5 protein-coding genes and 1 pseudogene are annotated in these 14637 nt (G+C 69.4%); 3 read left to right on the forward strand and 3 right to left on the reverse strand.

Going from position 1 to position 14637, the window contains the following annotated elements; all coding sequences use genetic code 11:
- The first annotated feature begins 59 nt into the window (after positions 1-59).
- The 3 genes and pseudogenes from AC07NI_RS18155 to AC07NI_RS18165 all read left to right on the forward strand — a co-directional run.
- The gene (locus AC07NI_RS18155; protein ID WP_494621629.1) at positions 60-7463 is read left to right on the forward strand and encodes a beta strand repeat-containing protein; all 7404 of its coding nucleotides are present in this window, start codon (positions 60-62) and stop codon (positions 7461-7463) included.
- A 153-nt stretch (positions 7464-7616) separates the two neighbouring features.
- Complete coding sequence (locus AC07NI_RS18160) at positions 7617-9635, forward strand: O-linked N-acetylglucosamine transferase, SPINDLY family protein (protein WP_494621631.1); 2019 nt, start codon at positions 7617-7619, stop codon at positions 9633-9635.
- 20 nt (positions 9636-9655) lie between these two features.
- Positions 9656-11473: pseudogene (locus tag AC07NI_RS18165) on the forward strand (FkbM family methyltransferase); the annotation flags it as partial.
- A 6-nt stretch (positions 11474-11479) separates the two neighbouring features.
- Here AC07NI_RS18165 and AC07NI_RS18170 read toward each other — a convergent pair.
- Genes AC07NI_RS18170 through pcaF form a run of 3 tightly spaced genes read right to left on the reverse strand, consistent with a single transcriptional unit; the run spans position 11480 to position 14576 of the window.
- Positions 11480-12220 (reverse strand): HTD2 family dehydratase, encoded by a 741-nt coding sequence (locus AC07NI_RS18170; protein ID WP_494621633.1) that lies wholly within the window; start codon positions 12218-12220, stop codon positions 11480-11482.
- Positions 12220-13377 (reverse strand): acyl-CoA dehydrogenase family protein, encoded by a 1158-nt coding sequence (locus AC07NI_RS18175; protein ID WP_494621635.1) that lies wholly within the window; start codon positions 13375-13377, stop codon positions 12220-12222. Before AC07NI_RS18175 ends, AC07NI_RS18170 begins: the two co-directional genes overlap by 1 nt.
- Complete coding sequence (gene pcaF, locus AC07NI_RS18180; RefSeq protein ID WP_494621637.1) at positions 13377-14576, reverse strand: 3-oxoadipyl-CoA thiolase; 1200 nt, start codon at positions 14574-14576, stop codon at positions 13377-13379. The genes AC07NI_RS18175 and pcaF overlap by 1 nt, the downstream gene beginning before the upstream one ends.
- Positions 14577-14637 lie beyond the last annotated feature (61 nt).

The raw sequence follows: 14637 nt of genomic DNA on the forward strand, positions 1-14637 counted from the left end.
TCTCCATGTCTGCTTAGGGACGTCCGCAGGGGCGGCGTCCACCCAGCAAGGATGGATGTATGTCGATCTCGAGCCTTTCCGCCGCGCAGATCACGAACCTCTCGATCACCGCGATCCAGGGGCTAACGACGACTGACATCCAATCGCTCAGCGGTGTGCAGGTCGCCGCGATCAGCGCGACGGGCATCGGCGCGCTCGCCACGACCCAGGTCGCCGCGCTCAGCACCACCCAGGTCAAGGCGCTCGCCACCACTCAAATCCCGAAGTTCGCGACTTCGGTGGTCTTCGACGTCACCCAGCTGGCGCAGCTGTCGACCAACCAGGTCGCGGTCCTGACCTCGACCCAGCTGGCCGCGCTCGACACCTCGCACATCGCCGTCCTGACCTCGGCCCAGCTGGGCGCGCTGTCGTCGACCAGCTTCTCGGGCCTGGTCGGCACCCAGATCGCCCAACTCAGCCAGGACCAGATGAAGGGCGTCAGCGTCCTTCAGGCCAAGAACCTCAGCCTGGCCGACATGGCCGAGTTCGCCACGACCCAGATCAGCGCCCTGGGCGCGGACCGCGTCGCGGCGCTGACGGCTACCAACCTGTCGGCGCTCGACGCCAGCCAGATGGGCGCGCTGACGACCGCCCAGGTCTCGGCCCTGACCGCCGCCCAGATCAAGGGCCTCAGCGTCACCGACATCGGCGAGATGGCGACCAGCCAGCTTCAGGTCATGTCCGCCGCCCAGGTGGGCGCGCTGGCCCCCGCCAGCTTCTCGGCCCTGAGCGACACCCAGATGGCGGTGCTGTCGCAGGCCCAGATGAAGGGCGTCACGGTCGACCAGATCAAGGGGATGACCACCGGCGACATCGGCGAGTTGGCCACCACCCAGCTCCAGGCGCTGAGCACCGTGCAACTGGGGGCCCTGGCCACGACCCAGGCCGCCCAGCTGTCGACCGACCAGATCTCCGCCATGGCCTCGACTCAGGTCGGCGCCCTGAGCGCCAGCGCCTTCTCGGCCCTGAACGCCACCCAGGTCGGCGTCCTGACCACCGACCAGGTGAAGGGTCTGAGCAGCGCCCAGGTCGGCGCCCTGACCGCCGCCGACGTCGGCGAACTGGCCACCACCCAGATCAGCGCCCTGAGCACGCTCCAGCTCGGCGCCCTGAGCACGACCGCGGTCTCGGCGCTCAACGCCACCCAGATGGCGGCGATCACGACCGTCCAGATCAAGGGTCTGACGGCCAACCAGCTGAAGAACCTGACGACGGCCGACATCGGCGAGCTGACCACCGACCAGATCTCGAACCTGGCCAACACCCAGCTGGCGTCGATCACCTCGACCAACATCTCGAACCTGAACGCCACCCAGATGGCGGCGATCACGACCACTCAGATCAAGGCCCTGACGGTCGATCAGATGAAGGGGCTGAGCGCCACCGACGTCGCCGACCTGTCCACCGACCAGATCACCGCCCTGCTGCCGAGCCAGGTGGGCGCCCTGTCGGCGGCGGCCTTCTCGGCGCTGGTCGACACCCAGGTCGCCGCGCTGACCAGCAGCCAGATCGCCGGCATCTCCGCGACCCAGGTCAAGGGCATGACGACCGGCGACATCGCCGAACTGTCGGCGAGCCAGATCGGGGCCTTGACCACGGCTCAGGTCAACGTCATGGCGTCGACCCAGGTCCTGCAGCTGTCGACCACGCAGATCGGCGGCCTGACCTCGGGCCTGCTGGGCGCGATCACCCCGACCAACCTGACCCTGATGGACGCCACGCAGCTGGGCGCCCTGACCACCGTGCAAGTCAAGGGCCTGACCGCCGCGCAGGTGACGGCCCTGACCGTCACCAACGTCGCCAACCTGGCGGACACGCAGATCGGGGCCCTGTCCTCGACCCAGCTGGGCGCGATGGCGTCGGCCAGCTTCTCGTCGCTGAACGCCACCCAGATCTCGCTGATCAACGAGACCCAGATCAAGGGCCTCACGGTCAACCAGATCAAGGGCTTGACGACTAGCGACGTCGCCGAGTTCTCGACCGCTCAGATCAAGTCCCTGACGCCGGCCCAGCTGGCGTCGATGTCGACGACCAACCTGTCGTCCATGAACGCCACCCAGATGGCCTCGCTGACGGAGGTCCAGATCAAGGGCCTGACGGCCGATCAGCTGAAGAACCTGACCACCACCGACATCGGCGAGCTGACCACCGACCAGGTCAAGGCGCTGAATCCGGCCCAGGTCGGCTCCCTGTCGGCCGGCGCCTTCTCGGCCCTGGCCGGCACGCAGGTCGCCGTCTTGACGACCAGCCAGATGAAGGGCCTGACCGCGGCCCAGCTGCAGGCCCTGACGGCCTCGGACATGGCCGAACTGGCCGACACCCAGATCGGCGCCCTGACGAACGCGCAGATCACCTCGCTCAACCTGACCAACGTCAAGAGCCTCTCGACCACCCAGCTCGGCCAGCTCACGTCCGCGCAGCTCGGCGCCCTGACGACGACGAACTTCGCGGCCCTGGACGCCACCCAGGTCGGCGCCCTGACCACCGACCAGGTGAAGGGCCTGACCGTCGCGCAGATGGGGGCCCTGACGGCCACCGACGTCGCCGAGTTCGCCACGACCCAGATCGGCGCCTTGAGCGCGACCCAGCTCGGCGGCCTGTCGGCGTCGGCCTTCGTCGCGCTGGACGCCGACCAGACGGCTGTGCTGTCGACCAGTCAGATGAAGGGCCTGACCAGCGCCCAACTGAAGGCACTGTCGATCACCGACATCGCCGACTTCGCCGACACCCAGATCGGCGCCCTGACGCCGGCCCAGCTGGGCATGATGACCTCGACGGGCTTCTCGTCGCTGAACAGCACCCAGATGGCGCAGATCAGCGCGGCGCAGATCAAGGGCCTGACCGCCGACCAGATGAAGAACCTGACGGCGACCGACATCGCCGAGTTCTCCACGGACCAGATCAAGGCCCTGACGGCCGACCAGATCAAGAGCATCTCGGCCGCCAACATCTCGGCCCTGGTCGACACCCAGATCGCCGTCCTGGTCACCACCCAGATCCAGGCGCTGAACACGACCCAGCTGAAGGGCCTGACGGTCTCCGACATCGACGAGCTGTCGGCCGCCCAGGTCGGCGCGCTGTCGGCCGGCCAACTGACCGCCCTGGCCTCGACGCAGCTGCAGGAACTGACGACCACGCAGCTGGGTACGCTGACCGCCGCCCAGGTGGGCGCGATCACGGCGACCAACCTCAGCCTGATGGCCGACACCCAGCTGGCCGCCCTGACCTCGGCGCAGCTCAAGGGCCTGACCACCCAGCAGGTGGCGGCGCTGACGGTCACCAACGTGGCCGCCCTGGCCGACACCCAGATCGGCGCCCTGACGTCGGCCCAGCTGGGCGCCCTGTCGTCGGCCAGCTTCTCGTCGCTCGACGCGACCAAGATGGCGGCGATCACCACCGACCAGATCAAGGGTCTGACGGCCACGCAGCTGAAGGGCCTGACGACCGGCGACGTCGGTGAACTGTCCACGGACCAGATCAAGGCCCTGTCGGCCGCCCAGCTGGGCGCGCTCTCGGCGGGCAATTTCTCGGCCCTGGCCAACACCCAGGTCGCGGTCCTGACGACCAGCCAGATGAAGGGCCTGACGTCGACCCAGATCTCCGGCCTGACGGCCAGCGACGTGGCGGAGCTGTCGGCGGACCAGATCGGCGCCCTGGACGCCAACCAGATCAAGTTCCTGTCGCCCGCCAACCTCTCGGCCCTGGACTCGACCCAGACCGCGGCGCTGACGACCAGCCAGATGAAGGGTCTGACCAACACCCAGATCGCCGGCCTTAGCGGCACCGACATCGGCGAGCTGTCCGCGAACCAGCTGGGCGCGCTGTCCAGCGGCCAGATCGCGGCTCTGGACGTCTCCGACCTGACCACGACCCAGATCTCGGGCCTCAGCGGCGCGGTGATCGGCGCGCTGGGCGCGACCAAGTTCGCCGCCTGGGACGCCACCCAGGTCAGCGTGCTGAACGATAGCCAGATCAAGGGCTTGACGGCCGCGCAGCTAGGGGCGCTGAACGCCACCGACATCGCCGAGTTCTCGACCTCCCAGGTCAAGGCCCTGACGCCGACCCAGCTGGGCCAGCTGTCGACCACGGGCTTCTCGGCCCTGGACGCCGATCAGATGACGGCCCTGACGACGACCCAGATCAAGGGCGCGTCGACCGCTCAGCTGAAGGCGCTGTCGCTCACCGACGTCAGCGAGCTGGCCACCACCCAGATCAACGCCCTCTCGGCGGCCCAGGTCGGCGCGCTGACGGCGACGAACTTCTCGGCCCTGGACGCCGACCAGATGGCCGCCCTGACGGACGTCCAGATCAAGGGTCTGACGGCCGATCAGCTGAAGAACCTGACGGCGACCGACATCGCCGAGTTCTCCACGGCCCAGATCAAGGCCCTGACGGCCGCCCAGATCGGCCAGCTGTCGGCCACCGGCGTTTCGGCCCTGGCCGACACCCAGGTCGCCGTCCTGGCCAACACCCAGATCGCGGCCCTGAACACGACCCAACTGAAGGGGCTTTCGGTCTCCGACATCGACGAGCTGTCGGCGGCCCAGATCGGCCAGTTGACGGCCTTGCAGGTCGGCGCCCTGGCCGACACCCAGGTCCATGAGCTGTCGACGACGCAACTGGGAGGCCTCACCCCCGCCCAGATGGGCGCGCTCAGCACCACCGCCTTCCTGGCGATGGACTCGACCCAGGTCGCCGCGCTGAACGCCAACCAGATCAAGGGTCTGACGGCGACCCAGCTGAAGTCGCTGGACGGCCTCAACGCCGCCGAGCTGTCGACGCAGGTCGCCAACCTGACGGCCGCCCAGGTGAGCGCGCTGACCACCACAGCCCTGAACAGCCTCAGCCCGACCCAGATCGCGTCCCTGACCACCACGCAACTGGGCGGCCTCGTCGCGACCCAGGCCAAGGATCTGTCGGGCGGCTTCCTGGCCAATATGGACGAGAGCCAGGCGGCGGCCCTTTCGACGAGCCTGCTGTCGGCCCTCTCGCCCAACCTGCTGGAGAGCCTTTCGGAGACCAAGACCCAGGCCCTGACCGCGACCCAGCTGAAGTCGCTGACGGTGAGCCAGCTGGGCGCGGTCAGCGGCATGCTGAACGAGCTGACGGGCGCGCAGCTGCAGAACCTGACGACGGCGCAGATCGGCGCGCTCAACGCGACCAACATCGCCGCGCTCGACGCGACGGCGATGAAGTCGCTGACCACCAGCCAGATCGGCGCGATCAAGAAGGAAGCCGTCTACAACTTCGCCAGCGCCTTCTACGACGACCTGGAAGCCACCCAGGTCGTGGGCCTGACCGCGGTCCAGATGGGCGCGCTGCCCCCGGGCATCCTGACCGTTTTCGCCGACACCAACCTGGCCGCCCTGACCGCGACCCAGATCGGCGGCTTGACGACGACCAACCTGAAGTCGCTGAACGACACCCAGACCGCCGCGCTGACGACCGGCCAGGTCAAGGGCCTGACGGCGGCGCAACTGGGCGGCATGGGCATGGACGCCATCGCGCTGAGCGAGACGGCGCTGTCTTCGCTGACCACGACCCAGCTCGGCGGCTTCGATCCCGGGGCGCTGAACAGCCTGGATGACACCCACTTCGCCGCGATCGGCTCGTCCCAGATCAAGGGCCTGACCGCCACCCAGCTGAAGGCCTTCGCCGCGGGCGGGGCCCTGACCCGGCTCGCCGACACCCAGATCGTGGGGCTGACGGCGCTGCAGGTCGGCGCGCTGAGCACCACCGGCTTCTCGGCTCTGAACCAGACCCAGATCGGGGCCCTGAACGCCTCCCAGATCAAGGGCATCGCGGCCAGCCAGCTGCAGAACCTGACGACGACCGACATCGCCGAGTTCTCGACGGACCAGATCAAGGCCCTGACCGCCGACCAGATCAAGCAGCTGTCGGTGGCCAACATCTCGGCCCTGGCCGACACCCAGGTCGCCGTGCTGGCCAACACCCAGATCGCGGCCCTGACCACGTCCCAGCTGAAGGGCCTGACGGTCGGCGACATCGACGAGCTGTCGGCGGACCAGATTGGCCAGCTCGCGGCCGCCCAGGTCAGCGCCCTGGCCTCGACCCAGCTGCAGGAGCTGACCACCACCCAGATCGGCGGCCTGACGCGGGCCCAGCTGGGCGCGCTCTCGTCGACCAACGTCTCCCTGCTGGCCACGACCCAGCTGGCCGCGCTGACGACCGACCAGATCAAGGGCCTGACGGCCGGGCAGATGGGCGGTCTGAACACCACCAACATCGCCGCCCTGGCCGATACGCAGGTGGAAGCCCTCAGCTCGACCCAGCTGAGCGGCCTGACGGCCACCGGTTTCTCGAACCTGAACGCCACCCAGATGGCCAAGCTGACGGACGTGCAGCTGAAGGGTCTGACGGCGGTCCAGATGAAGGGCCTGACGATCACCGACGTCGGCGAGTTCAACGAGACCCAGATCCGTGCGCTGTCGCCGGCCCAGATCGGCTCCATGAGCGCCACGGCCTTCTCGGCCCTGGCCTCGACCCAGGTCGCCGCGCTGAACGCCAGCCAGATCAAGGGCCTGGTGGCCGAGCAACTGAAGGGCCTGACGACCACCGACATCGGCGAGCTGTCGACGAGCCAGATCTCGAACCTGGCTCCGACCCAGCTGGCCCTGATCTCGGCGGCCAACATCTCGGCCTTCAGCGACACTCAGATGGCGGCCCTGACGACGAGCCAGATCAAGGGCCTGACCCTCGACCAGGTGAAGGGCCTCTCGGTCACCGACATCGGCGAGCTGGTCGACACCCAGGTCCAGGCCATGACCCCGCAGCAGCTGGGCGCCCTGGCCTCGACCCAGGCGGCCAGGCTGTCGACGGCCCAGATCGCCCTGATGGCCTCGACCCAGGTCGGCGCCCTGTCGGCCACGGCCTTCTCGGCCCTGGACGGCACGCAGATGGGCGCGCTGACGACCGCCCAGGTGAAGGGCATCGTCGCCAGCCAGATGGCGGGGCTGAACGTGACGGACATCGGCCAGTTCGCCGACACCCAGATCACGGCCCTGAGCATCTTGCAGCTGGCGGCCCTGTCGGCGACCAACGTCTCGGCCCTGGACGCCACCCAGACCGCGGCGCTGTCGACCAGCCAGATCAAGGGCCTGACGGCGACGCAGCTGAAGGCGCTCACCGTGGCCGACGTGGGCGACCTGGCGGACACCCAGCTGGCCGCCCTGACCAGCACCCAGCTGGGCGCGTTGGGCACGACGGTGATCGACGCGATGACCACGACCCAGATCGGTCAGCTGCAGACCACGCAGATGTCCGGCCTGACCGTCACGCAGCTGAACTTCCTGTCGACCACCAACATCGCCGCGCTGACCACCGGCCAGGCCAACGCCCTGACGCCGGCCCAGGTGCAGAGCCTGGACGACGCCCAGATCGCGGCCTACCTGACGGTGAGCTGATCCCGGCCGTCGGCCGCGTCTCCTGGAGGCGCGGTCGACGGACCCCTTCTCGGCCTTGGTCGAGTTCCCAACCCCATGCCATGATCACGCCGCGCTGACTCGCGCGCCGCCTTCGTGCGCGCCTGTCCCCCGCTCATCGGTTTCAGGAAGACAATGGCCGACGTCGACACGCTGAACCTGCTCAGCACGCTGACCGCCGAAGGTTGCTCGCTCGGCGACCTGATCACGCTCACGGCGAACCTGGGGGCAGAGGGGCAACCGGCCCTGGCCGACCAGGCGTACAAGGTCTGGATCAAGTTCAACGACCAGCATCCGCAGCTGTGCGTGGCGTTGTTCAACCGCTCGATCCTGCAATCGGCCCTGGGCGACAACGCCGGCGCGGCGGCCTCGCTGGAACACGCCATCAGGATCAATCCCGACTTCATGCCGGCCTATGTGAACCTGGGCGGCATCCAGGAGCGGGCAGGGCTGAACGAGCTGGCCATCGCCACCTGGGAAACGGGCGCCAACCGCGTGGTCATCGCGACGGGCGCCGGCGTCAACTACGCCTTCACCTGCCTCAAGCAGATCGCCCGCCTGCTGGGCGACATGCACCAGTCGGCCCGCGCCGAGCTGGCCCTGCAACGCGCCGCCGAGCTCGATCCCTCCGCCATGGACGTGATCGGCCAGCTGGTCGCCACCCGCCTGTCGCAATGCAAGTGGCCGGCCCTGCAGCCGACCGACCGCCTCAGCCGCGCGACCCTGCTGGAAGGCGTCAACCCGCTGTCCGTCGGCGCCTATACCGACGACCCGCTGTTGCTGCTGGCGGCCGGCAACAAGTTCATCGAGCGCGAGGCCAAGGTCACGCCCGAGCAGGTCCGCGCCGACCGCCGCGACGCGCCCATCGACATCACGGGCCGCCGCCCGCGTATCGGCTACATCTCGTCGGACCTGCGCGACCACGCCGTCGGCTACCTGATGGCCGAGCTGTTCGAGGTGCACGACAAGGAGAAGGTCGAGGTCTTCGCCTACTATTGCGGGCCGGAGTCCAGCGACGGGCTCAACACCCGCATCCGCGCGTCGGTCGAGCACTTCACCGACATCCGTCCGATGACCGACGACGAGGCCGCCCAGCGCATCGCCGACGACGGCATCGACATCCTGGTCGACGTCAACGGCCACACCCGCGACGCCCGCACCTCGGTCTTCGCCCACCGTCCGGCCCCGATCATCGTCAACTGGCTGGGCTACCCGGGCACGATGGGCAGCGACTACCACCACTACATCGTCGCCGATCCGTGGATTATCCCGGAGGAGATGGAGCTCTACTACTCCGAGGCCGTGCGCCGGATCCCCTGCTACCAGCCCAACGACCGCCGCCGGAAGGTGCACGACGTCGCGCCGACGCGGGCCGAGGTCGGCCTGCCCGACGACGCCTTCGTCTTCTGCTGTTTCAACGGCCCGCAGAAGATCACCCCGCACGTGTTCGATCGCTGGATGGAGATTCTCAAGCGCACCTCCGGCAGCGTGCTGTGGCTGCTGGACAGCAACCCGGAGACCAACGCCCGTCTGCGCGACGCGGCCGAGGCGCGGGGCGTCGACCGCACCCGCCTGGTCTTCGCCCAGAAGCTCCAGAACGCCCACCACCTGGCGCGTTATCCGCTGGCGGACCTGTTCCTCGACACCACGCCCTACGGCGCCCACACGACGGCCTCGGACGCGTTGTGGATGGCCGTGCCGGTGCTGACCTGGTCGGGCCGCTGCTTCGCCTCGCGGGTCTGCGGCAGCCTGGTGCGCAGCGCCGGCCTGCCTGAACTGGTCGTCGACAGCGCCGAGGCCTATGTCGAGAAGGCCGTCGAGATTGGCTCCGACCGTGAGAAGGCCCAGGCCCTGCGCATCACGCTGGAAGCCAACCGCGACACCTGCGTGCTGTTCGACATGGACCTGCTAGCCGGCAAGTTGGAAGACCTCTACGGCGAGATGATCGCCGAGTATCAGGCCGGCCAGCGGCCGCGCCCGAACCTGGCCAACCTCCCGACCTATCTCGCCATCGGCCTGTCCCTGGACCGCGACGACCGCGAGATGCAGGCCGAGCCCGACCTGCTCGGCCTGTACCGCCACGAGCTGGCGCGGCGGAACCAGGTCAAGACCATGCCCGCCGACGGCCGGCTCTGGGAAGGCCAGCCCGCGTGAACGACCTGACGCCGGAGGGCCTGTTCACGCGACGCGCCACGCGGCCGTATCAGGTCGCGGAATTCGCGCGGCTGAACGACCTCTCCGGCCTGGTCGGCCAGCTCCAGCGCTGCAAGGCGCAGGATCCGGACTTCCGCATCCTGCTGGTCGGCGGCATCCCGCCCAACTGGCCGCGGGAGCTGCGCGACAAGACGCTGGGCGGGGCGGGAGCCGACTTCCCGTGTGATCTCTGCGACCCCGAAAGCTATCGCTCCGTGCTGGCCCATGTGGCGCGGGCGGGACGCTTCGACTGCGTGGTGGTCACCCACGTGATCCAGACCCTGGCGCGGCCGTCGGTGCTGCTGGAGCGTTTGCCATTGATCGCCGAGGCCGGCTGGATCACCACGCCGTCGCGCTATCTGGAAGCCCTCAAGCCCGAGGGCGCCTATCGCGGCTTCGCCCATCACCGCTGGGCCGCCGACCATGTCGACGGCGCCCTGATCCTGGCCCCCAAGACCCCGCTGCTGGAGCACCTGACCTTCCCCGGTGAAGCCGTCTGGGCTCAGGCCACGGAGCGCTTCGAGCTGCAGGTCGGCTGGCGCGGGGGCCTGCACTTTGAGGTGCTGATGGGCGAGGGGACCCTGCCGGTTGGCGAGCAGGCCCTGGACCTGCTGGGCCGCTTCTTCGAGGGCGTGCCGACCGAGGCGCCGCCCGCCGTCGCCCCGCCGGTCGAGCTGGCGCTGGACGTGCCCGGCGAGCTGGCCAAGGCCATCGCCACCGCGCGCGATCTGCAGTCGGGCCTGCACCCGCTGGGGCGGATGAAATACTACCACGACGCCGTCAGCCTGATCCTGTGCGAGCCCCTGACCCGCGAGCGCATCGATCTGTTCGAGCTGCTACTGGCCGAGGGCGCGGCCATGGGCATGGAGTCGCCGGGGCCGGAGTGGGGCGACTGGGTCAACCACTACCGCGTGGTGATGGAGGCCCTGACCGGCGCGCGCCTGGAAGACCCGACCCCCGCCGCGCCGGACGACGGCCCGCAGACCTTCCTGACCGGCGACGGCCACACGCTGGACGGCGAGGGGCTCAAGGCCCATGCCGACGCCCTGGGCGCGCAGGTGGTGTTCTTCGCCGCCGCCGACGCCCGCTATGTCGAGCTCTACGGCCGCTGGCTGGCCCTGTCGGTGCTCAAGCACAGCGACGTGCCGTTCCTGGTGGTGATCCACGTGATCGGCGGCGCGGACAAGCTAGCCGAAGCCGCAGCGACGGTGCGGATCGACGACCCGCGCGTGGTGTTCGTCGGCGACGACTTCGACGCTTCGGCGGTGACCACCCAGTGCTTCGAGGCTCCACCCAAGGGTCTGGTCGAGATCCCGGTCGCCCACTACCAGTCGGTGCGCTTCCAGCGCCTGGGCGGGCTGCTGGATCTGCTGGATCGGCCGGTGTTCGTGTCGGACATCGACCTGCTGCTGCAGCGCGGCGTCGCCGACCTGCTGGAGCAGTGGGCCGACGCCGATCTGGTGCTGAACCTGAACGACAAGAACTACCAGGCCGGCTCGCGGATCACCGCCAACCTGGTGCTGGCCCGGCCGACGGCGGAGACGGCGATCCTGTTGCGCTGGCTGCGGGCCTATCTGGATGAGCGGCTAAGCCGCCCGACCGTCACCCGCTGGATCGACCAGATCGCCCTGAACCTGGCCCGCCATCACCTGGCGCTGCAGGCTCCCGGCGCCCGGATCGGCGGCTTCGACACGGAGAGCGACATCAACAACGTGATGTTCAAGGAATACATCCCGGGCCACCCGTTCCGGTTCCTGTCGCTGTACCACGGGTTCGATACGTCGACCTTGGAGGAGTAGGGCGCGCTAGAAAGCCGCCTTGGCCTTCATCAGCACCGCGCCGCCGGCTTCGGCCCACAGCTCAGCGCCGCCGTCGGTGAGGCGTCCCTTGGCGGTGATCGTCTCGCCGGCGAAGGCGGGTTTCAGCGCCCGGAACGAGAAGCGCGTCAGCGGCCGGGCGGGCATGGCTTCCAGCAGCAGCAAGGCGATCAGCGGGCCGTGGACGACGAGGCCGGGATAGCCCTCGACCTGCGTCGCGTAAGGCAGGTCGTAGTGGATGCGGTGGGTGTTGCTTGTCGCCGCCGAGAAGGCCGCCAGCAGGACGGGATCGGTGGAGGTCTCAACGTTCCATTCGGCGGTTGTCGGGAGTGCGTCCGGCGTGCGCGGGGCAGGCGGGGCGGCGGTGTAGACGATGGTCTGGCGCTCGCTGATCCGGACTTCGCCGGCTTGGCTGAAGGTGCGGTCCAGGATGACGAAGGTGAGCGGGCCGCTGGTCCCGGCCTTTTCCTCGACGGCGGCGATGGTCTCGACGCGCTCGGTTTCCACGCCCGGCAGCAGCGGCCCTGCGAAGGTCATGTCCGACGCCGCGAACATCCGCCGGGGCGGCAAGGACGGATCGCGTTTCGGATGACCGTCGGGGCCGAGGTTGGCGCGCCGGACGGGCTCGGCCAGGCAGGCCCAGTGCCAGGCCGGCGGGACCTCCGCCGGCGCTTCGGGCCGGTCGAGCACCGCCGCCAGCCGCGCCAGGTCCGAGGCGGCCAGGATCATCAGTATGACCGCGGCAGGCCGAGCACATGCTCGGCGACATAGGCCAGGATCAGGTTCGTCGAGATCGGGGCCACCTGGTAGAGGCGCGTCTCGCGGAACTTGCGCTCGATGTCGTACTCCTCGGCGAAGCCGAAGCCGCCGTGGGTCTGCAGGCACATGTCGGCGGCCGCCCACGAGGCCTCCGAGGCCAGCATCTTGCCGATGTTCGCCTGTTCGCCGCACGGCTGGCCCGCGTCATAGCGGGCGGCGGCGTCGTAGATGGTCAGGCGCGCGGCGTGGGCCTGGGCGTAGGCGCGGGCGATCGGGAACTGCACGCCCTGGTTCTGGCCGATCGGCCGGCCGAACACGACGCGGCTGTTGGCGTAGTCCCGCGCCTTGCCGATCAGCCAGGCGGCGTCGCCCAGGCACTCGGCGCCGATCAGGATGCGCTCAGCGTTCATGCCGTCCAGGATGTAGCGGAAGCCCTTGCCCTCTTCGCCGACCAGGCTGTCGGCCGGGATCACGAGGTTGTCGAAGAACACCTCGGTGGTGGCGTGGTTCAGCATGGTGGCGATCGGCTTGATCGTCAGGCCGGCGCCCCTGGCCGCGCGCATGTCGACCAGGAATACCGACAGGCCCTCAGCTTTGCGGGCGACCTGATCCTTGGGCGTGGTGCGGGCCAGGAGGACCATCAGGTCGGAGTGCTCGGCGCGGCTGGTCCAGACCTTCTGGCCGTTGATGACGTAGGTGTCGCCCTCGCGCCGGGCGAAGGTCGAGATCGAGGTGGTGTCGGTGCCGGCCGTGGGCTCGGTGACGCCGAAGGCCTGGAGCCGGATCGAGCCGTCGGCGATCCTCGGCAGCCAGGTCTCCTTCTGCGCCGTCGAGCCGTGCCGCAGGACCGTGCCCATGGTGTACATCTGGGCGTGCAGGGCTGCAGCATTGCCGCCGCTGGCGTGGACCTCCTCCAGGATCGCTGAAGCGGCCATCAGGCCCAGCCCGCCGCCGCCGTATTCTTCGGGGATCAGCACGCCCAGCAAGCCGGCCTTGGTCATGGCGGCCACGAAGTCGGTCGGATAGGCCTTCTCGCGATCCAGGGCGCGCCAGTAGGGCGGCGGGAAGTCGCGGCACAGGGCCCGCACCGTCTGGCGCAGGGCCTCGATGAGTTCGGCGTCGGCCACTAGACGCGCTCGAAGGACATCGCCGCGCCCTGGCCGACGCCGATGCACAGGGTGGCCAGACCGCGCTTGCCGCCGGTGGCTTCCAGCTGCCGCAGCGCCGTCAGCACCAGCCGCGCACCGGATGCGCCGAGCGGGTGGCCCAGGGCGATCGCGCCGCCGTTGGCGTTCACATGAGCGCCGTCGTCGGGCAGGCCGAGCTGACGCAGGACGGCGAGGCCCTGAGCGGCGAAGGCCTCGTTTAGCTCGACGGCGTCGAAGTCGCCGATGGAAAGGCCGGTCTTGGCCATCAGCTTCTGGACTGCCGGCACCGGACCGATGCCCATGACACGCGGCGCGACGCCGGCGGTGGCATAGCCGGTGATGCGGGCGCGGGGCGTCAGGCCGTGGCGCTTCACGGCGTCCTCGGAGGCGATGATCAAGGCCACCGCGCCGTCATTGACGCCCGAGGCGTTGCCGGCCGTCACCGTGCCGCCCTCGCGGACGACGGGCTTCAGCTTGGCGAGGGCCTCGATCGTGGTCTCGCGCGGATGCTCGTCGCGGTCGACGATCGTGGGGCCGGCCTTGCCGGGGATCTCGACCGGCGTGATCTCGCCGGCCAGGAAGCCGTTGGCCTGGGCCACCGCCGCCCGCTGCTGGCTGCGCAGGGCGAAGGCGTCCTGGTCCTCGCGGTTGACGCCATAGTCGGCGGCGACGTTCTCGGCGGTCTCGGGCATGGAGTCGACGCCATAGGCCTTGCGCATGGCGGGGTTCACGAAGCGCCAGCCGATCGTGGTGTCGAAGATCTCGGCGTTGCGGGAGAAGGCGCTGTCGGCCTTGCCCATCACGAACGGCGCGCGGCTCATGCTCTCGACGCCGCCGGCGATGACGAGGTCGTTGTGGCCCGACAGGATGGCGCGGGCGGCGTAGCCGATGGCCTCCAGGCCCGAGGCGCAGAGGCGATTGACGGTCACGCCCGGCACGCCGACGGGGTAGCCGGCCAGCAGCAGGCCCATCCGCGCGACGTTGCGGTTGTCCTCGCCGGCCTGGTTGGCGCAGCCCAGCACCACCTCGTCTAGGGCTTCCAGATCGAGGCCGGCGTTGCGCGCGGCCAGGGCCTTCAGCGGGATGGCCGCCAGGTCGTCGGCCCGCACCTTGGACAGCGCCCCGCCGTAGCGACCGATCGGGGTGCGGATGCCGTCACAGAGATAGGCGGTGGTCATGCGAAGGCTCCCGGATCGACGCGCTCAAACAAGTGTTAGAGTCGCGCGGCGGGAGCCTCAA

This window comes from Caulobacter sp. GW821-FHT10E02 (genome assembly GCF_059415225.1).

What these genes read in the sequence shown, in the direction of transcription:
- AC07NI_RS18155 (WP_494621629.1), top strand. Translation starts at nt 60, where the DNA reads ATGTCGATCTCGAGCCTTTCCGCCGCGCAGATCACGAACCTCTCGATC.
- AC07NI_RS18160 (WP_494621631.1), top strand. Translation starts at nt 7,617, where the DNA reads ATGGCCGACGTCGACACGCTGAACCTGCTCAGCACGCTGACCGCCGAA.
- AC07NI_RS18170 (WP_494621633.1), bottom strand. Translation starts at nt 12,220, where the DNA reads ATGATCCTGGCCGCCTCGGACCTGGCGCGGCTGGCGGCGGTGCTCGAC.
- pcaF (WP_494621637.1), bottom strand. Translation starts at nt 14,576, where the DNA reads ATGACCACCGCCTATCTCTGTGACGGCATCCGCACCCCGATCGGTCGC.